This is a genomic window from Calorimonas adulescens, assembly GCF_008274215.1.
Lineage (GTDB): Bacteria > Bacillota > Thermoanaerobacteria > Thermoanaerobacterales > UBA4877 > Calorimonas > Calorimonas adulescens.
The window spans coordinates 56,802-76,769 of record NZ_VTPS01000001.1; the positions used below are offsets into that span (position 1 = coordinate 56,802).

Annotated in this window: 24 protein-coding genes; 2 read left to right on the forward strand and 22 right to left on the reverse strand. The window is 36.5% G+C overall.

Annotated features, from left to right (window positions below; genetic code table 11):
- The first annotated feature begins 96 nt into the window (after nt 1–96).
- The gene (locus tag FWJ32_RS00315) at nt 97–735 is read left to right on the forward strand and encodes a ribonuclease HII (RefSeq protein ID WP_149543983.1); all 639 of its coding nucleotides are present in this window, start codon (nt 97–99) and stop codon (nt 733–735) included.
- Complete coding sequence (locus FWJ32_RS00320; RefSeq protein WP_149543984.1) at nt 728–1,084, forward strand: YraN family protein; 357 nt, start codon at nt 728–730, stop codon at nt 1,082–1,084. The genes FWJ32_RS00315 and FWJ32_RS00320 overlap by 8 nt, the downstream gene beginning before the upstream one ends.
- On the opposite strand, the gene FWJ32_RS00325 is transcribed toward FWJ32_RS00320, so the two are convergent.
- The 22 genes from FWJ32_RS00325 to fabK all read right to left on the reverse strand — a co-directional run bounded on the left by FWJ32_RS00325 (nt 1,081) and on the right by fabK (nt 19,962).
- Nucleotides 1,081–2,607, reverse strand: coding sequence for a YifB family Mg chelatase-like AAA ATPase (locus tag FWJ32_RS00325; RefSeq protein ID WP_149543985.1), 1,527 nt, complete (start codon nt 2,605–2,607; stop codon nt 1,081–1,083). The two genes, FWJ32_RS00320 and FWJ32_RS00325, sit on opposite strands and share 4 nt — an antisense overlap.
- A gap of 3 nt (nt 2,608–2,610) precedes the next feature.
- The gene (locus FWJ32_RS00330; protein WP_149543986.1) at nt 2,611–2,871 is read right to left on the reverse strand and encodes an EscU/YscU/HrcU family type III secretion system export apparatus switch protein; all 261 of its coding nucleotides are present in this window, start codon (nt 2,869–2,871) and stop codon (nt 2,611–2,613) included.
- Nucleotides 2,872–2,873: 2 nt separating this feature from the next.
- Nucleotides 2,874–3,689, reverse strand: coding sequence for a hypothetical protein (locus tag FWJ32_RS00335; protein ID WP_149543987.1), 816 nt, complete (start codon nt 3,687–3,689; stop codon nt 2,874–2,876).
- Nucleotides 3,690–4,541 carry a ribosome biogenesis GTPase YlqF gene (gene ylqF / locus FWJ32_RS00340; RefSeq protein ID WP_149543988.1) on the reverse strand — a complete coding sequence of 284 codons (852 nt, stop codon included), beginning with the start codon at nt 4,539–4,541 and terminating at the stop codon, nt 3,690–3,692.
- 6 nt (nt 4,542–4,547) lie between these two features.
- A complete protein-coding gene (gene lepB, locus FWJ32_RS00345) occupies nt 4,548–5,057 on the reverse strand; it encodes a signal peptidase I (protein ID WP_275266197.1) in 510 nt (169 codons plus the stop codon).
- 60 nt (nt 5,058–5,117) lie between these two features.
- A complete protein-coding gene (gene rplS / locus FWJ32_RS00350) occupies nt 5,118–5,456 on the reverse strand; it encodes a 50S ribosomal protein L19 (RefSeq protein WP_149543990.1) in 339 nt (112 codons plus the stop codon).
- Complete coding sequence (gene trmD / locus FWJ32_RS00355; protein ID WP_149543991.1) at nt 5,440–6,195, reverse strand: tRNA (guanosine(37)-N1)-methyltransferase TrmD; 756 nt, start codon at nt 6,193–6,195, stop codon at nt 5,440–5,442. The genes rplS and trmD overlap by 17 nt, the downstream gene beginning before the upstream one ends.
- Nucleotides 6,192–6,701 carry a ribosome maturation factor RimM gene (gene rimM, locus FWJ32_RS00360; protein ID WP_149543992.1) on the reverse strand — a complete coding sequence of 170 codons (510 nt, stop codon included), beginning with the start codon at nt 6,699–6,701 and terminating at the stop codon, nt 6,192–6,194. Before rimM ends, trmD begins: the two co-directional genes overlap by 4 nt.
- Nucleotides 6,702–6,709: 8 nt before the next feature.
- Nucleotides 6,710–6,937, reverse strand: coding sequence for a KH domain-containing protein (locus FWJ32_RS00365; RefSeq protein ID WP_149543993.1), 228 nt, complete (start codon nt 6,935–6,937; stop codon nt 6,710–6,712).
- A gap of 21 nt (nt 6,938–6,958) precedes the next feature.
- The gene (gene rpsP / locus FWJ32_RS00370) at nt 6,959–7,222 is read right to left on the reverse strand and encodes a 30S ribosomal protein S16 (protein ID WP_149543994.1); all 264 of its coding nucleotides are present in this window, start codon (nt 7,220–7,222) and stop codon (nt 6,959–6,961) included.
- Nucleotides 7,223–7,237: 15 nt separating this feature from the next.
- Nucleotides 7,238–8,575 (reverse strand): signal recognition particle protein, encoded by a 1,338-nt coding sequence (gene ffh / locus FWJ32_RS00375; protein WP_149543995.1) that lies wholly within the window; start codon nt 8,573–8,575, stop codon nt 7,238–7,240.
- 18 nt (nt 8,576–8,593) lie between these two features.
- Complete coding sequence (gene ylxM, locus FWJ32_RS00380; protein ID WP_149543996.1) at nt 8,594–8,998, reverse strand: YlxM family DNA-binding protein; 405 nt, start codon at nt 8,996–8,998, stop codon at nt 8,594–8,596.
- Nucleotides 8,999–9,071: 73 nt separating this feature from the next.
- On the reverse strand, nt 9,072–9,995 hold the full coding sequence (gene ftsY, locus FWJ32_RS00385) for a signal recognition particle-docking protein FtsY (protein WP_149543997.1): 924 nt from the start codon (nt 9,993–9,995) through the stop codon (nt 9,072–9,074).
- A 4-nt stretch (nt 9,996–9,999) separates the two neighbouring features.
- Nucleotides 10,000–13,539: a chromosome segregation protein SMC gene (smc, locus tag FWJ32_RS00390; protein ID WP_149543998.1), complete on the reverse strand. Its 3,540-nt coding sequence runs from the start codon at nt 13,537–13,539 to the stop codon at nt 10,000–10,002.
- Nucleotides 13,540–13,599: 60 nt separating this feature from the next.
- Entirely contained in the window at nt 13,600–13,860 is a 261-nt protein-coding gene (locus FWJ32_RS00395) for a stage V sporulation protein S (RefSeq protein ID WP_149543999.1), read from the reverse strand.
- A gap of 77 nt (nt 13,861–13,937) precedes the next feature.
- Nucleotides 13,938–15,023, reverse strand: coding sequence for an elongator complex protein 3 (locus FWJ32_RS00400; RefSeq protein ID WP_149544000.1), 1,086 nt, complete (start codon nt 15,021–15,023; stop codon nt 13,938–13,940).
- Entirely contained in the window at nt 15,020–15,709 is a 690-nt protein-coding gene (gene rnc / locus FWJ32_RS00405; RefSeq protein WP_149544251.1) for a ribonuclease III, read from the reverse strand. The genes FWJ32_RS00400 and rnc overlap by 4 nt, the downstream gene beginning before the upstream one ends.
- Nucleotides 15,710–15,716: 7 nt before the next feature.
- Nucleotides 15,717–16,961 carry a beta-ketoacyl-ACP synthase II gene (gene fabF, locus FWJ32_RS00410; protein ID WP_149544001.1) on the reverse strand — a complete coding sequence of 415 codons (1,245 nt, stop codon included), beginning with the start codon at nt 16,959–16,961 and terminating at the stop codon, nt 15,717–15,719.
- A 70-nt stretch (nt 16,962–17,031) separates the two neighbouring features.
- Nucleotides 17,032–17,271, reverse strand: coding sequence for an acyl carrier protein (gene acpP / locus FWJ32_RS00415; protein WP_149544002.1), 240 nt, complete (start codon nt 17,269–17,271; stop codon nt 17,032–17,034).
- Nucleotides 17,272–17,325: 54 nt separating this feature from the next.
- Entirely contained in the window at nt 17,326–18,066 is a 741-nt protein-coding gene (gene fabG, locus FWJ32_RS00420; protein ID WP_149544003.1) for a 3-oxoacyl-[acyl-carrier-protein] reductase, read from the reverse strand.
- 15 nt (nt 18,067–18,081) lie between these two features.
- Nucleotides 18,082–19,017: an ACP S-malonyltransferase gene (fabD, locus tag FWJ32_RS00425; RefSeq protein ID WP_149544004.1), complete on the reverse strand. Its 936-nt coding sequence runs from the start codon at nt 19,015–19,017 to the stop codon at nt 18,082–18,084.
- A 6-nt stretch (nt 19,018–19,023) separates the two neighbouring features.
- Nucleotides 19,024–19,962 carry an enoyl-[acyl-carrier-protein] reductase FabK gene (fabK, locus tag FWJ32_RS00430; RefSeq protein WP_149544005.1) on the reverse strand — a complete coding sequence of 313 codons (939 nt, stop codon included), beginning with the start codon at nt 19,960–19,962 and terminating at the stop codon, nt 19,024–19,026.
- Nucleotides 19,963–19,968: the final 6 nt, after the last annotated feature.

Consider the following 19,968-nt stretch of genomic DNA (forward strand, 5'->3'; position numbering starts at 1 on the left):
TTGATAAACTTCTTTCATATATTAGCACAAGTAATGTTACATATGCAATAAAGGAAAATTAAAGTTTGTGTAGAATTATATAATTGGGTGAATCAAATGAACAATATAGAGTATGAAAGACTTACTAAATTAAAGGCATACGAGAAAAAGTTAGTTGAAAATGGTATCAGGTATATAGGAGGAATTGATGAGGTTGGGAGAGGTCCATTGGCCGGGCCAGTGGTGGCTTGCTGCATTATTATGCCTTATGAAAGTTATATTGAGGGAGTAAATGATTCTAAAAAGTTAACAGCCAGGAAAAGGGAAACTCTCTTTGAGTTGATATTAAATGAATGTATAAGTTATGGAATTGGCATAGTAGATGAAAAAGTTATTGATTCTGTCAACATATTAAATGCCACAAGGTTTTCTATGAAAAAGGCAGTACAGAATTTAAAGGTATGTCCTGAACATCTCCTCATTGATGCTGAAAGACTTGATTCACTTGATATACCTCAAACATCAATCATTAAAGGAGATTGTCTATCTTACAATATTGCATGCGCTTCTATTGTTGCTAAGGTTATCAGAGACAGAATAATGACAGGTTATTCAAATATTTATAAGCATTATGGGTTTGAAAAAAATAAGGGCTATGGTACCAGAGAACACATAGAGGCAATTAAATATTATGGTCTTTGCGATATTCATAGACTGAGTTTTTGCAAAAAATTTGTAGGTGAGCTGAATGAATAAAAGGCAGATAGGAAATATGGGTGAAAATTTTGCTGCTGAATATCTGATAAAACATGGGGTTAATATCATTAGTAAAAATTATAGAGTTAGGTCGGGAGAAATAGATATTATAGGCCTTGATAAAGGTATACTTGTTTTTTATGAGGTTAAAACAAGGAGAGGCACAAGCTATGGAACACCGGCAGAGTCAGTTACACGCTTTAAACAGACCCATATAAAGAATACTGCAATTGTATTTATTCATCAAAATAAACCCCGATTTAATGGAATCCGTTTTGACGTTATTGAAATAATTTTAGATGGTAATTTTAATGTTAAGGAAATAAAACAGATAGTTAATGCCTTTTAGTATATAGATACAGGCCTGGCCTCTCTAAACCCGAGGGCTTCTAATATATGAATATCTTTAATATCATCCGAACCATCTAAATCCGCTATTGTCCTTGCAACTTTTAATATCCTGTTGTACGACCTTGCTGAAAGATGAAAACTCTCATAGGCATCCTTCATTAATTTTTTACAGTTATTGTCTAACTTACAATATATTGATAACATTGATGTTTTTAGCTGAGAATTATTAAATATATTTAAACCTTTGTATCTTTCAAGCTGCACAGCCCTGGCCTTGTCAACCCTTGTTTTTATTTCTCTTGAAGATTCAACCTGGCCATTGCTCGAGAGATTATCAAATTCAACTGAGTCAACATCCACATATATATCAATCCTATCCCTGATCGGTCCTGATATTTTATTTTGATATCTTTTTATTTCCAATGGCGTACACCTGCACATGTGATATGGATCACCGGGATAATAACCGCAGGGTGTTGGATTGGCTGAACCCAGAAGTAAAAAATTCGCAGGATAACTGATTGTGGCATTCACCCTTGAAATAGTAACTATGCCATCCTCCATAGGTTGCCTCAATGCCTCTAAGGCATCCCTTTTAAACTCTGGCATTTCATCCAAAAATAGCACACCATGGTGGGCAAGACTGACCTCCCCAGGTTTCGGATAGGAACCTCCACCTATGAGAGATGTAGCCGACACTGTGTGATGAGGTGCCCTGAATGGCCTGGCCTTAACTAAAGACTGGCCCTTGAGAAGACCAGCAGCACTATATATCCTAGTAACCTCAATGGATTCCTCAAATGTAAGGTCCGGCAAAATAGTTGGCAACCTTCTCGCAAGCATTGTTTTCCCCGTGCCAGGTGAGCCAATCATCATCAAATTGTGGCTACCTGCTGCAGCTATTTCAAGACCTCTTTTAGCCAGTTCCTGACCCCTCACCTCATTAAAATCAACATCATAGTAAGTATCACTGTCTTTACTTTTATTATTTAAATACCTCTCACAAATAAGTTTACCAGATAAAAATTCATAAATTTCCCTTAAATTCTTAAACGGCCAGACATTGATACCAGTTACAACAGCAGCTTCAGGAGCATTTTCATAAGGAATTATGAAGTCTCTATAGCCAAGTTCATATGCTTCAAGGACCATAGGCAAAATTCCTGGCACCCATCTTAATGTGCCATCAAGAGACAGTTCACCTATAAATATGTACTCATCTACCCTATCCTGTGTTATTCTCCCCATTGCAGTTAATATACCTATTGCTATTGGTAAATCAAGGGAGGCACCATCCTTTCTTGTATTAGCAGGTGCCAGATTTATCACAATCTTGGATGCCGGAAACTCAAAACCACTATTCTTGACTGCCGATTTCACACGTTCCCTTGCTTCCTTTACTGCCGTGTCTGCAAGGCCAACTATGTCAGTGCCAGGTAAACCATTGGATATATCAGTCTCTACACTCACCATATAGCCATTTACCCCAAGCAAGGCGAAAGATTTAACCTTAGATAACATATTCTATACCTCTTCTTCAATTTTCTTTATATACACCAATATCTCAGCCACTGCTTTATAAAGTTCAGGTGGAATGTAATTGCCAACATCAACCTTCATTAAAAGATCTGTAAGGTCCTGGTTTTCTATGATGTGTATATTATTTTTATTTGCCTCTTCAATAATCCTATCAGCAACACTTCCCCTGCCCTTTGCTATTACTACCGGTGCAGGTAGTTCAGCCCTATATTTAAGTGCAACAGCCTTTTTAAAATTTATACCCATACCTAAACCCTCTCACTAAAATTACCACCCAATGGATAGCCAAAAATATCAGCTGATATACTCCCCTTTATAAAGTGCAACCTTGTTCCTAAGCCAATTCTCTTTAAGCAATTTCTTATCTCACTGCGGTTTTTAAATAACAAGTCTAAGGTTGCTGATTTTTCAGTATAAAATTCCATGTCTATAATCTTTGCCATTTTATTATACCTCATCCGTATGCTTATGTTTCCAAGCATATCAGAGTTATACACTATAACAAGTTTAAAAACATTATCATTTTCAGCATTAGCTGCCTTTCCATTAACATATCCCTCTACTTTTATCAGTGAAGCAGGAAGACCATCTGCATAACCGGTCTGATATATAGAAAAATGAGAAGCAAGCCGTTCAAGTAACTCCATCTGTTCTTTATTCAAAGATAGATAATTGTCACTCAAAAGTTTCATATGAAATATCTTAAGCATAAATCTCAGGTTATCCTTATTGTCCTCCAGTCCCATCTTTTCAAGCATTTTTTTAGCTATTTCCACTTCATCTATAGATGATGGGACGTACCGTCCATTTTTATATAAATCGATAATTTTAATATAAAGTTTGTTATCAACTAAGGCTATAGGATAAAAGATGATATCCACTTTATCAGTATTCAAAAAATTATCAATCTGGCTCAATCTAATCATATGCCCATTAAACTTCAAAAAATTACCACCATCGTTTGAAATAATCTGACCTTTTATAGGTTGACCAAATTCTATTCCAGCCAAGAAGGTTCTATTAATTTCTTTATTTGAAATAATCACGTACGGATTTATCTTCATTCAAAACCACTCCGGCCTTTCTAACGAAATCCTGCCGAGCTTTCCCGTTTGAAAATCATTAAGAATCAACTTGGACGTCCTCTCGAAATCTATCTCGCCGCCTTTCAATTTACATCCACGTTTATCTGCTATATCAAAAAAGACATCTTCAGGTACTTTACTATCACTTACTGCGTAACGGTCCACAAATGCCGCAGGTTTTATCTCCAAAAGTTTATTGATAAGATGCAATGAAAGCTCATAAACATCTACTATATTGGGATTTATTGTACCGGTCAGTGCAAGATTTATGCCCACATTTCTATCATTTTGTTTGGGCCACAACAGGCCAGGTGTATCCATTAACTCAATATTATTTTTTAAACGCAACCACGAAAGCGAATGGGTCACTCCTGGCCTGTTTTCCACCCGTGCCTTGTTTATACCTGCTATTCTGTTGATCAGTTTTGACTTCCCAACATTGGGTATTCCCAGCACCATTACCCTTACCGGTCTTGCCAGCAGGCCCTTCTTTGCTCTAATCCCTGATATCTCATCTCTTACCTCCCTTAGATATTGTAACAGCCCTTTTATACCATCCCCGTTTACCGCATTTACAGAAACTGCCTCAATTCCATATTTATCTTTATACATTTTCTCCCATTCATCAGTAATGGTGCAATCAGCCAGATCTGCTTTGTTTAACACAATGATATGATGCTTATCTTTTACAAAAGATGAAATATCTGGATTTCTGCTGCTATATGGTATTCTGGCATCTAATACCTCAATCACTACATCTATAAGCTTGAGTTGCTCTGTTATCTGCCTTTTTGCTTTTGCCATATGACCAGGATACCAATTTATAACCATATCATATTACCTCAACAGTCCAAATTTATTTAATGGCCATATCCTTATAGTAGCCTTACCAATAATATTTTTAAACGGAACAGGACCAACATCCGGATAACGACTATCCCTACTCCAGTTTCTATTGTCACCCAAAACAAAAACAGTATCATCAGGGACCTTATCTAACTTAAAATCCATAAGTGTCTTTTCATTAATATAAGGTTCAATTAACTTTTTACCGTTAACATATACCTCCCCATCTTTTATCTCAATGCTGTCTCCAGGGAGTCCAATAACTCTTTTAATATAATGATATCTTGGATCCGACGGATATTTAAAAACTATTATATCCCCATATTTTGGAGGAGAAAACCTATAAGGCAATTTAAACACTATCAGGTCATCGCCGTTATGAAGTGTAGGTATCATAGAATCTCCATTTACAGTAATCGGTTCAAATATAAATCCCCTGATTAAAAAAGCTATAACAAAAGCTACAACTATAACCTCAATCCAGCTTAATACCTCATTCATAGTTTTTTTGTCCATACCAAGATCTCCCTATAAATTTAGGGACGAAAACGTCCCCAAAAATTATATTTCTTTTATTTTAGAGGCTTTGCCAACCTTACTCCTTAAATAATAAAGTTTGGCTCTCCTAACCTTACCCTTTTTTATGATCTCGATGCTATCAATTAAAGGAGAGTGCATAGGAAATGTTCTCTCCACTCCTATACCATATGAAATCTTTCTTACGGTAAAAGTCTCATTCAATCCTCCATGCTGCTTCTTTATAACTACGCCCTCATAAGGCTGAATCCTTTCCTTGTTACCTTCCACAACTCTATAATTCACCCTGATTGTATCGCCAACATTGAATTGAGGAAGATCCGTGCGCATTTGTTCTTTTTCTATTTCATTTATGATGTTCATCCTTGTCCCTCCTTTCTAACCGTCTTAATGACTCAATAAAAGCTTTATCACTATCATCAAGCACAGCTTTTTCAAGCAGATCTGGTCTATTATAAAATGTCTTTTCCAATGATTTTTTTCTTCTCCATTCTTTAATCAACGCATGGTTACCTGATAACAAAACCTCGGGTACGGAGATACCATTAAAAACTGCAGGTCTGGTATATTGGGGATACTCAAGTAAATAATTGTTAAAACTTTCCTCCTCAGTGGATGCTAAGTTGCCCAAAACCCCAGGTAAAAGCCTTGCTACAGCATCTATGACTACCATAGCTGCAATTTCTCCACCATTTAAAATATAATCCCCTATTGATATTTCTTCAGTAATACATGTTGTTATTATCCTTTCATCAATACCTTCATAATGACCTGAGACAATGACAATATGTTTTTTTGTCGCAAGTTCTTTCGCCTTCTGTTGGTTAAAAGGAATCCCTGAAGGGCTCAGATATATAATCGGCACCTCATTGTCAAGGTTTAAACTTTTAATTGCCCTGTATAATGGTTCTGGCCTTAAAACCATACCAGGCCCGCCACCATAAGGATAATCGTCAACCCTGCCAAATTTATCTTCACTAAAGTCTCTTATATTATGAAGATTAATGTCAATCAGGTTATTATCAATTGCCCTCTTTATAATTCCATAGGAAAAAACAGAGCTAAACATCTCTGGAAACAAGGTCAAAATATCAAATTTCATCCCATCAGCCCCTCAAGAAGTTCCACAATCATGTATCCACCGTCAAGATTTATTTCCTTTATTACGTTTGCTATTGCTGGAATCAATATTGTATCACCATTCTGATTGACAATTTCATATACATCATTGCTTCCTGGTGTATATATCTCTTTAATTATACCAAGGTAATTATTATCTATATCATATACTTTCAATCCAATTATATCACTTAAAAAGTATTCATCTTTGGTTAATTTAATGGCATGAGCTCTATCCACATACAAATAATTACCACATAATTTTTGTGCTGCTTCTATACTGTCAATTCCTATAAATTTTATTACCACAATTTTTTTGCTGTAACTCACATGCTCAATGTCGTATCGCTCTTTTCGCCCATCAAATTCTACATAAACAAACTCAAGGTCATCAAATCTTTCAAGGTATTGTGTCATAGGATAGACTTTGACCTCTCCTGCCAGACCCTTTGTGCCAACTATTTTCCCGATTATCAGATAATCCAGCATTCCACCACCTATATTATCTCAACCATTACACGTTTGTGCTCTTTAGAAGCGGCTGCTTTTATCACAGTCCTGATAGCTTTTGCAATTCTTCCCTGTTTCCCTATAACTTTGCCCATATCCTCCGGAGCAACTTTGAGTTCTATAATTACTGATTGTTCGCCTTCTACCTCTTTTACCTCAACCTGATCCGGATTATCTACTAAAGCTTTAGCAATAATTTCAACTAACTCGCTCATTTTCATACCAACCCTTTCTCCTTATGAGTTTTTTAGATACAGGTCATATACGCCACTCTTCTTTAACAGGTATTTTACGGTGTCTGATGGTTGAGCACCTTTTTTTAACCAGGATATGGCTTTTTCAGAATCTATCTTTACCTCCTCTGGTTCTGAAATGGGATTATAATAACCAATTTCTTCTATAAACCTACCATCTCTTGGAGACCTGGAGTCTGCTACCACTACACGATAAAATGGTTTCTTTTTTGCCCCCATCCTCCTTAAACGTATCCTTACAGCCAAGTTTCTCACCTCCTTTCAATGCATAAATGGCAATTTTAACTTACCTTTTTTGATGCTATCTGCACTTCCAAACATTTTCATCATCTTTTTAGTTTCACTGAACTCTTTTAACAATCTGTTGACATCTTGAATAGAAGTGCCACTACCCATTGCAATTCTTTTTCTCCTGCTCCCATTAATTATTGATGGATCTTTTCTTTCTGCCTTTGTCATGGAATTTATTATGGCTTCTATTTTAGAAACATCTCTATCATTAATGTTAACACCCGCAAGTTGTTTGGGTGATAATCCCGGAATCATCTCCACCAACTGGCTTAATGGCCCCATTCTTTTTATCTGCTGCAATTGATCCAAGAAATCTTCCAGAGTAAACTGTTGTTTTAATAGTTTCTCTTGAAGTTCTTCAGCCTTCTTAATATCATAATTTTCTTGGGCCTTTTCTATTAGGCTTAAAACATCGCCCATTCCAAGTATTCTTGAAGCCAGCCTGTCGGGATGGAACGGCTCCAGTGCATCCATTTTTTCACCAGTTCCTACAAACTTAATAGGTTTGCCCGTGACAGCACGTATTGAAAGTGCAGCCCCGCCCCTTGTATCACCATCGAGCTTTGTAAGTATTAAACCATCTATCCCAATCTGTTCATTAAAGTTCTGTGCCACGTTTACTGCATCCTGACCGGTCATGGCATCCACTACAAGTAAAACTTCATGAGGTTTAACAGCTTCTTTTATTTCTTTTAACTCGTTCATCATTTCATCGTCTATATGAAGTCTACCTGCAGTATCTATAATTATAACGTCAGAGCCAATTCTTCCAGCCTCATTGATTGAATTCTTGCATATGTCCACTGGATTAATATTATTACCCATCGTGAAGACTGGAACATCCAAATTCTGGCCCAAAACCTGGAGTTGTTTTATTGCAGCGGGTCTATATACATCTGCCGCAACCAGAAGGGGCCTCTTGCCCTGTTTTTTTATATTTGCAGCAAGTTTTCCACAGGTAGTAGTTTTACCAGACCCCTGTAATCCTACAAACATAATTACAGTAGGGGGTTTGGATGCAAAATTTATATGGGTATTGGTTTTTCCCATTAATTCTACAAGTTCATTATGTACAATTTTTATTACCTGCTGCCCCGGTGTCAGACTTTCTAACACCTCCTGGCCTACAGCTTTTTCATTAACTTTATTAATGAAATCTTTAACTACTTTATAATTGACATCAGCTTCAAGGAGAGCTATTTTCACATCCTTCATAGCCTCTTTGACATCTTTTTCTGTAAGTTTACCCTTGCTCCGTAATTTCTTGAAGGTTTCCTGCAGTTTTGATGCTAAGCTCTCAAAAGCCATTGTTGTTTCACTCCCAAACTAATTATTAATTATATCTTCAATCCGGTCTTTTATGTTCTCCAGTATATTAATAAAGTTTTCCTTATCCCCGGTATTACTGACAAGTTGAACCTCCAAGGTGTTTAATAATAGCAGTATAGATTTATAGATCTCTTTTTCCCTTTCATACTTTTTAACAAGATTTAGCGTATCTTCATAACCTTTAAGTAATTTAACCCCTCTTTTTAAAGTATCATATACAGCCTGTCTTGATATTTTAAGCTGTTCTGCTATCTCGCCCAGTGAAAGATTCTCCTCATAATATAGTTCAATAACATCTGCCTGCCTCTTAGATAATAATCCTCCGTAAAAATCATATAGCATGTTTATCTCTGTCGTTCCGTTAATATCAGAAGATTTTTTAAGACCAGGATTATCATTCATTATCGTCTCACCGCCTGTTAAGGTGATAACCTTGACAGTAAGATAATATTATAAATCCACGCTTTTGTCAACATCAAAAATCTAAGAGTGCATTTACAAAATCCTGGGCATTAAATTCTTGAAGATCATCGGCTTGTTCTCCAATACCTATATATCTTATTGGGAATTTGAACTCACTCTTGATTGCCACAACTATACCACCCTTTGCAGTGCCATCCAGCTTCGTGAGTACTATTCCTGTTATGTCAGTCGCTTCTCTAAAAATTTTAACCTGTTGCAAGGCGTTTTGACCTGTTGTGGCGTCCAATACAAGGAAAACCTCTTTCTGTGCATCTACATATTCTCTATCGATTACCTTCTTTATCTTACTAAGCTCATTCATCAGATTTGTTTTTGTATGAAGCCTGCCGGCAGTATCACATATTAATATGTCTGCCCCCCTTGCTTTGGATGCATTTATGGCATCAAAAATCACAGCAGATGGGTCTGAACCCTCTTTGTGCTTTATAACATCAACATTTAATCTTTGACCCCATATCTCAAGCTGCTCAGTCGCTGCTGCCCGAAAGGTATCTCCAGCGGCCAAAATTATCTTTTTCCCTGCTGCCTTATACTTTGAAGCTAGTTTTGCTATGGTGGTAGTTTTACCTACACCATTTACCCCCACAACTGTAATAACCGTTGGACTTGTAATAACAAATTCATCTTGATTTTCAATGAGAAATTGTATAAGGATCTCTTTTAAAAGTTGTTTACACTCGTCAGATGTCTTAATGCCTCTTAAACGTATATCCTTTTTTAATTGTTCTATTATCTTTTGAGTAGTATCAACACCTACATCTGACAGTATAAGAATTTCTTCCAACTCTTCATAAAACTCACTATTTAATTCTTTGTTGAATCTGATTAAATCTTGTATTTTCTTAGATAAATTGTTCCTTGTTTTTGTTAAACCTGTTTTAAGCTTACTAAACTGGCTACCAAAAAAATCAAACATGTTTTTACCTCCAATTTGCAGCATCACTAAGTTTTATAGATATTTTCTTGGTTACTCCTTTTTCCTCCATTGTAATACCATAAAGAACGTCAGCAGCGTCTGTGGTGCCTGGCCTGTGAGTTATTAAAATGAATTGTATTTCCCTGGATAACTGTCTCAAAAAGTTGATGAATCGATCTATATTAGCATCATCCAATGCGGCGTCTATTTCATCTAATACAACAAACGGTGATGGATTCAACTGTAAAAGTGAAAATAATAAAGCTATTGAAACCAAAGTTCGTTCACCACCTGATAATAGAGACATACTTTGCAGCCGCTTACCAGGTAGCTGCACAATAATATCAATACCGCTTTCGTCGGGATGATCTGCATCTGTAAGCACAATACTGGCCTGGCCGCCACCAAAAAGTTTAATAAAGTTCTCTCTAAAGGTATTATTTGCCCTTTTTAAAAAGCTGTTAAAACGGTCATATATTATCCTATCTGTCTCTCTAATTATTTTTTCCAGCGAGTTCTTGGACTCAAGTACATCCCTATACTGTGACAGCAAAAAATCATATCGCTCTTTGGTGTTTTTATATTCCTCTATAGAGTTAATGTTTATAGTTCCTAATGAATCTAATTTATCCTTCATAAAATTTATTTCTTTCTGGATATTTTTGTAATCGATCGATTCATCCCTGTAGGAAAGAGCCTCTTCTATTGTAAGATTAAATTCATCCTTTAACCTGTCATGTAAATTCTCTATACCTAGTTTAATACGCTCATATTTTAATTCCAAATCACTCAGATTGTTCGATACCAAGGCAAGCTCGTTGCTCAAATTTTCTTTAATTGACGAGATATTCCTAATCTTTTCCTCTGTAATAACAATTTTTTGTTCTATCTCCACTATTTCTTTTTCAAATTTTTCTATCTCTAAACTCAAGTTTTGTCCTTTAACTTTCTCATCTGTAAGATTTCTTCTTAAATTTTTAATATGATCTCTTAAATAAGATCTAGTATTTAAAAGCAATTGTAAACTATTGATATCTTCGTTCAGTCTAACCTCAATCTCCTTAAGTTGTGCTTCCATATTATCTTTTTCAGCTACAGCATGAGCATTCTCAATTCTAAAGTCATTAAACTTATTTTTAATCTCCTCATATTTGTTTTTTAACTCACTTTCAACCTCAACGAAATTCTTGTCAAGTAGAACACTTTGTTCAATTTTTGATTCCAATTCATGTATTTCATGTTCTAATGTATTAAGTTCATTATATCTTTCGCTAATTTCATGGTTATTTAGATCAATTTCATAGGAAAGAGTACTAATATTTTGACCTATATTTTTATAATTATGAATTAGTTCCCGTATACGCTCGTCCACATATGACTTTTTGTTTGTCAATTCAAATAGTGTATCATCCAAATTTTTTAAATTTTCTTCTATTGATTTTAAATCGGTGCTTAACTTAGTGATTCGTTCATTATTATCCTTTAACTTTACAATACTCTCGCTTATATCCTTGCGTAATTTCTTTGACTCATTTTCTCTTGAGAGGAAGTTATATCCCTTTTTATAAAAACCACCTGTAATTAAACCACCGGGAGATATAATATCACCATCTAAGGTTACTGCTCGTATGGAATAATTATACTTTTTGGAAGAAATTATAGCATTATCCACATTATCATAAACATAGATATTCCCAAGTAAAAACTCAATGGCATCTCTAAATATCAAATCATATTTTACCAGTTCTGCAGCCCTGCCAAGAAAACCGTGGCTGTTTACTTTTATATATTTGCGCGGCTTAATGGAAGATAGTGGTATAAAAGTTGCCCTACCTGCCTTTTTCGATTTCAGCAAGGTTATTAATCTCTTTGCGTCATCTTCGGTCTTTACAATTATATATTCCACAGAATTACCAAGGGCAGTTTCAATTGCCCTTTCGTATTTCTTGTCTAATTCAATAAGTTCTCCAACAAAACCATAAACATTTGGATCTTTTAAACCCAGAACATATCTTACACCATCATTCAATCCCTCATTATTTTTTTTCATGTCTTCTAATGCTTTAATTCGAGTGTTTATTATCTGAATACTCTTTTTGATTCTATTGGACTCGTCTATATACCTTAAATAAATATCCTTCCGTTCATTTAATTTTCTATCATTTTGAGATATCTTATTCTTTATAGTATTTATAGCACGATTTAGACTTCTTCTTTCATTAAAACACCTTAATAGTTCCTGTTTAATAGTCTCGTGTTCGCTCCTGAGTTTGCCCAGCCGCTCAGTCAATGCATTGTTTCTATTGATTTTTTCGGATATATTCAGATTAACATGTTTAATTTCATTATTTTTAATAAGAACCTCTCTTTCCATAAGGTCTTTTCTTTGAATGACATTCTTGTGGAACTCACTTATTTTATCAATAGCTCCTGATATTATTTCCATATTCGTGATATAATTTTTTAGCCGTATGTCAATTTTTAATCCGGCTGAACTTAGATTAGAAACCTTTTGGATAAGTTCATTCCTTTCTGCCTTCCTTTTTCTTATTTCACTTATAAGACCTAAAATTTTCTGATCTGTTTCATCCAACTTTTTAGATTCTTCAGATAACTGTAAGTTTATTAATTTGATTTCTCCCCTATTTTTTTCAAGTTCTGTATTTGCATCATATAGATTGGTTCTTATAGATGTCCTGTCGTTTTTTAAGTTTTCCAGCTCGCCTCTTAATTCATCGTGCTCTATTTTTACCTCTTTAAAACGAGCGCTCAGGTTCTCAAGTTTATCCCTTTCTGTGCTTATTGCGCTGCCAACTAAAGTGCTCTCCTTTTCCATACTCGCATAGTTTAATAAGTATTGATTTATCTTGAAAGTCTTATACCTTTGGGAAAGCTTCAGATACTCACTGGCCTTTAAAGATTCTTCTTGAAGAGGTTTAAGGCGCCCATAAAGCTCACTTATAATATCATTTAAACGGCTCAAATTATCCTGAGTCATATCTAGTTTTTTAAGTGATTCATACCTCTTATTTTTATACTTCACAATACCCGCTGCCTCTTCAAAAAGACCCCTTTTTTCATCAGGACGGCTGTTCAATATTTCTTCAATCTTACCCTGTCCAATTATGGAATAGCCATTCTTCCCCAAACCTGTGTCGGTAAACAAATCTACAATATCCTTCAACCTGCATTCCACATTATTAATATAAAATTCACTTTCACCTGAACGATAAAATTTTCTGGTTATAGAAATTTCAGAATGATCTATGGGGATTAATCTGTCAGCATTATCAAGCACGATAGTAACATAGGTAAACCCTAACGGTTTTCGTTTGTCGGTACCATTAAAAATGATATCTTCCATTTTACCGCCACGTAAATCCCTCGGATTCTGTGAGCCCAAAACCCAGAGGATTGCATCGACTAGATTACTTTTCCCTGTACCATTCGGTCCTATTACACACGTTATCCCCTTTTCAAAATCAAACACAGTCTTTTCGGCAAATGACTTGAAACCATAGATCTCCAGTCTTTTCAGATACATACGTTACCTCCATACATAACAAAACCTGCTATCATCAGACAGCAGGTATCAGCAGATTCTTTATCTTGGTTCAACAATAAACTTAATTGCAGTCCTGACCTCTCCATCTATTTCTATCTCTGAAAAAGCCGGTATGGCAATAAGATCTATCCCATTTGGTGCAACATAACCCCTGGCGATTGCTATGGACTTCACTGCCTGATTTACTGCTCCTGCACCCACTGCTTGAATCTCTACTACATTTTTTTCTCTCAATACAGCCGCGAGAGCACCAGCTACAGATTTGGGTTGAGATTTAGCTGATACCTTTAATACTTCCATTCAAACTCCTCCTTAATAAGTATTTGATTTTTGCGAATAATAGATTATTTTAAACTGTGTTGGCTATAATTAATATTCTATGCCAAATCAATAATTCCTTCTTTTATTACATCCATTGCGTACTTTTTTTTATTAAAAATATCACATGAATCACCGTATTCAACCTTTATTTCATCTTCTCCAAGCTGTTTGTCTAATAAAATCGTCAGTTCACAGTCCAGTACTTGTTTTATAACCTCAATGTTTTGCTTTTTATAACCTACAAACTTAGACATCATCAAAGGATTTATGGTAAAAAATAAAACTTTTCCTCTCATATCACCATGCAAATAGTACAGTATCATATCCTGTATAAGTTCAGATTCAACCAGTTCGCCAAAGTTTGGTATAAATGGACCTGCAACTACATCTGAATTTTGATTTATATTCTTACTGGTTTGGAGACCTAACCTTATAATTGGTATATCATTGGCAGTAAAAAGAAGCATAATATCCTTACATATTTTTACCGCTTCCGGGATAGTTAGCGGTTTATATCTATACTCTCTATAGAGTTTCTCAAGATAAGTATTTTTAATAACAAGGGTTGGATATATTCTCACAAAATCTGCCCGCATTGCTATTATATCTTTCGCAGTTTTTATATCTTTATAGTAGTTATCTTTTGGCAAACCAACCATCATTTGTAAACCGAGCTTAAATGGGTACTTCTTAATAAGATTTACAGCTCTCATCGTATCTTCTGATGTATGTCCTCTGTAAGAGGCACTGAGCACATCATCATCCATTGACTGGACACCAAGTTCGATTGCGGTCACGCCACAGCGTTGTAAATTTTCCAATATCTCATTGTCAATATAATCAGGTCTTGTAGACAACCTTATACCTTTTACAACACCAGATTCCATGTACTTTTTTGCTACAGATAATAGTTCAATCTGCCTTGAAACAGGTATCCCAGTAAAACTGCCACCAAAAAAACCTACCTCCACATAAGAATTCTCAGGAATGGTTTTTAAAAACCCATTAATGGTTTTTTCAACGTAATCTGGATTAATGTCTTCTTTACTACCTGTTATAGTATACTGATTACAGTATATACACTTGAACGGGCAACCCTCCTGAGGAACAAAAATAGGTATAGTATAATGTCTATTTCTCATATTAGATGGAGCTTCTCCAAAGCCTCCTTTGCAGAGTTTTGTTCCGCTTCTTTTTTTGTTTTACCAACACCACGGCCCATTATTTTCTCATTTATAGTAACTTGGACATCAAAAGTTTTATCATGGTCTGGACCAGATTCATTGATGACTATATAGGATATAGTATAATTATTTTTTTGAACGTACTCTTGCAGTCTTGATTTATAATCAAATCCATTTATTCCCCGATATACCTCATCAAAATCATCAAGGACGAATCTTTTAATAAATGAACCAACGCTTTCAATTCCACCATCAAGATAGATCGCCCCTATAAGGGCTTCAAAGGCATCGGCAAGTATAGAAGCACGTTTGCCTCCACCGCTTAGTTCTTCACCATGACTTAACCTGAGATAACTGCTTAATTTTATATTCCTCGCTTTTTTTGCAAGGGCTGGCTCACAGACAATTAATGCACGAAGCTTTGAAAGGGACCCCTCGTCAATTTCAGGTAATTGCCTATAAATATACTCGCTTACTACAAGGCTGAGAACTGAATCTCCTAAAAATTCCAGTCGTTCATTGGAACCGTCTTCTTTTTGTTCATTAGCATACGAACTATGGGTAAGTGCAAGTTTAAGGAGTGATTTGTTTTTGAATTTATAACCAATGTCTTTTTCTAATATATTATAATCCGACAAATCCATCATCCATTCAATCAATGTATTTCTTAAATATCAGCGAGGCGTTCTGACCGCCAAAGCCAAAGTTATTTTTTACCGCATAATTGATGTCAATATGTCTTCCTGTATTTGGTACATAATCCAAGTCACATTCAGGGTCAGGTGTTTTATAGTTAATTGTTGGTGCCACAAAACCATCATAGATTGAGAGAACAGTTGCAACTGACTCTATTCCACCTGCCGCACCTAAAAGATGTCCTGTCATTGATTTGGTTGAAGAAACAGCAAGTTTATAAGCATGATCCTTAAAAACAGTCTTTATTGCCATCGTCTCAAATTTGTCATTATAATCGGTTGATGTCCCGTGAGCATTGATATATTGTACTTCTTCTGGTGATATACCGGCATCATTTAACGCATTTCTCATGGCTCTTGCTGCACCTTCTCCTTCTGGTGCAGGTGTAGTGATGTGGTATGCATCAGCAGTAAGTCCGTAACCAACAATCTCAGCGTATATCCTTGCTTCCCTCCTCAATGCATGAGTTAATTCCTCCAATATTAAAATACCGGCACCTTCACCCATTACAAAACCGTCCCTCTCAGCATCAAACGGTCGGCTAGCCTCTTTTGGATTATCATTATGTGTACTCATTGCTTTCATGGAACAAAAACCTGCAAAAGCGGTAGGTGTGATAGGTGCTTCAGCGCCACCTGTTATTATTATATCAGCTTCACCGTTCTGTATAAATCTAAATGCATCACCAATAGCATTGGTTGCAGATGCACAAGCACTGATGGTAGTTTCATTTACCCCTTTTGCACCAAAAATAATTGCCACCTGCCCTGCGGCCATATTCGCTATCATCATCGGTATAAAAAATGGACTAACCTTGCCGGGCCCCTTCTCGTAAAATACACGGAACTGGTCCTCCAGTGTTTCAATTCCACCGACGCCGGTACCCAGTATTACACCTATCCTTTCACTATCTTCTTTTGCTAAATCCAGTGATGCATCTTTTATTGCCATACTAGTAGCTGCAACTGCAAACTGTGTAAATCTGTCCATTCTTTTGGCTTCTTTTTTATCTATATAATCAACTGGATCGAAAGCTTTTACCTCACCAGCAATTCTCGTAGAATATTCAGAGGCATCGAATTTTGTGATATAATCTATTCCAGACTTGCCTTCTTTCAAAGCATTCCAGTACTCATCCAAACCAATACCGATAGGAGTTATAACGCCCATCCCGGTAATTACTACTCTTTTTTTCTCCATAGGTAATCCTCCTAAAAATTAACGCTTTATACTTGACTATTCAAAGTCCCGCACTAAGGCGGGACTTATATTACTCTGCTTCATCCGTATGAGCCTTTATATACTCTACGACATCATTCACTGTAGTTATCTTTTCTGCATCCTCATCAGGGATCTCAATATCAAACTCTTCTTCCAATGCCATAATAAGCTCAACTATGTCCAAAGAATCAGCTCCCAGATCATCTATAAAAGAAGATTCTAGGGTAATCTCATCAGACTCAACACCCAACTGTTCGGCGACTATCTCTCTTACCTTATCAAATATCATCTTTTCACCTCCTTCCCAGGATAACGGAAATAACTTAAATACATATAAAATATATTACATAACCATTCCCCCGTCAATATGTATAACCTGTCCTGTAATATAGTCAGAAAAAGATGATACCAGAAAAGCAATGACATTTGATACATCCTCGGGGGTGCCAAACCGGCCAAGCGGTATGGCCTTTAACATTTCACTTTTTATGTCATCCTTTAAAACCCGAGTCATTTCTGTATCGATGAACCCTGGAGCAACTGCATTTACATTTATTCCCCTTGATGATAGTTCCTTGGCAGCTGATTTAGTAAGACCAATAATACCAGCCTTTGATGCGGCATAATTGGCCTGGCCGATATTGCCAACCACACCTATAACCGATGCTACATTTACTATCTTCCCATACCTATTCTTAATCATGTATCTTGAGGCTTCTTTTATACAATTAAAAGCACCCTTTAGATTTACATTTATAACATCATCCCAATCTTCTTCACTCATTCTGAGTATCAGATTATCTTTAGTTATTCCAGCATTGTTTACAAGAATATCTATCTTACCATAAGTATCCACAACACGTTTCATCATATCCTTAACCTCATGTAGATTAGACACATCGGCCTTTATAGCGATTGCCTTACCATCATTTCCCTTAATTAGCCTTATGACCTCATCTGCCGCATCAGGTCTGCTTGTATAGTTGATAATCACATCTGCACCTAAACTTGCAAGCTTTATTGCAGTAGATCTGCCTATACCTCTTGAACCACCAGTTACTATAGCAACTTTACCATCTAACATACAAACACCAACCTCTTATAAATTTAATTCACTTAAAGTATTGTTGAGCGAATCTAAGTTATCTACATTAAAAGCAGAGACGCTCTTATCAATTTTTTTCACAAACCCGCTCAATGATTTCCCCGGGCCAACTTCTATAAATATGTCCACACCATCTTTTATCATTAGGCGCACCGAATCCTCCCATAAAACAGGGTTACTTACCTGCCTGATTAACAAATCTACAATCTCAAATTCATCCCTAATATATTCAGCGGTTACATTAGATATAACAGGAATATTTAACTTTTTAAACTCTGTTTGCCTCAAATCCGCAGATAATTTTTCTCCTGCTGGTCTTAATAAACTGCAATGGAAAGGTGCACTCACTGCCAAACTTATTACCCTCTTTGCGCCCTTTTCTTTAGCAATCTCAGCTGCTTTCTCTATCGCTTTTAGCTCGCCAGAGATGACTATTTGTCCAGGGCAGTTAATATTTGCTGGTTCCACTACTCCTACACTTGATGCCTCAATACAAATCTCTTCCACTACAGACCTATCAAGCCCCATAACTGCTGCCATACCGCCCTGCCCTTGCGGTACAGCTTCCTGCATATATTTACCACGTTTAGATACCAATTTCACAGCATCTTTGAAGTCAAGCGCACCAGCAATTACAAGGGAGCAATATTCTCCAAGGCTTAATCCAGCAGTTACAGATGGAATGACTCCCCTTGACTCCAGTATCCTATACGCTGCAATGCTCATAGTCAATATGGCTGGTTGCGTAATCTCCGTTTTAACTAATTCATCTTCTGGCCCTTCAAAACAGAGCTTTTTAATGTCATACCCAAGAGCCTCATTGGCAATGTCAAAAACCTCCATAGCCTCCGGGAAATTTTCCGCAAGGTCCTTGCCCATACCAGGATACTGTGCACCTTGGCCAGGGAATATTATTGCAATTTTACTCACGGATACTTACCCCCATTCCTTCATTTTGTTAAGTAATTCCATTGCCTCTTTAATTATATCATCAATTATATCTTTGCATGGTTTTATGCTTTCTATCATACCAGCAATCTGTCCTGCCATCACTGAACCATTCTCAACATCACCATCAACAGCAGCAGCTTTTAACTTGCCCGCCCCAAGCTGTTCTAAAACCTCTGGTGATGCACCCTGCTCCTCAAGCTTTTCATATTCTCTCGTCAGTTTATTTTTTAATACCCTCACAGGATGGCCCGTTGGTCTCCCTGTGACAATTGTATCCCTGTCTTTTGCTTTTACAATTGCTCTTTTGTAATTTTCATTAACAGTACATTCAACAGAGGCAACAAACCTCGTCCCCATCTGCACACCGCACGCCCCTAATACCAGTGAAGCAACAAGTCCCCTGCCGTCAGCAATCCCACCTGCAGCAATCACCGGTATTTTTACTGCATCAACAACTTGAGGAACAAGCACCATAGTGGTTAATTCTCCTATATGTCCTCCAGACTCTGTTCCTTCTGCAATTACCGCATCCACACCCTCTTTCTCCATCCGTTTTGCCAGTGCAACCGATGGTACAACGGGAAGCACTTTTATACCTGCACCTTTTAGTTTATCAATGTATTTACCAGGGTTACCGGCACCAGTAGTTATTACAGGAACCTTTTCCTCATATACCACCTTCATTACATCCTCAGCAAACGGTGACATTAGCATCACATTAACACCAAATGGTTTGTCAGTTAAAGCCCTTGCTTTTTTTATCTGTTCTCTGACAAATTCTCCTGTCGCATTCCCTGCACCTATAATACCAAGCCCACCTGCGTTAGACACAGCAGCTGCCAGCTCTGCAGTAGCAACCCATGCCATGCCGCCCTGAATTATCGGATACTCAATGCCAAGAATATCACATAACTTAGTATGCATTACTAT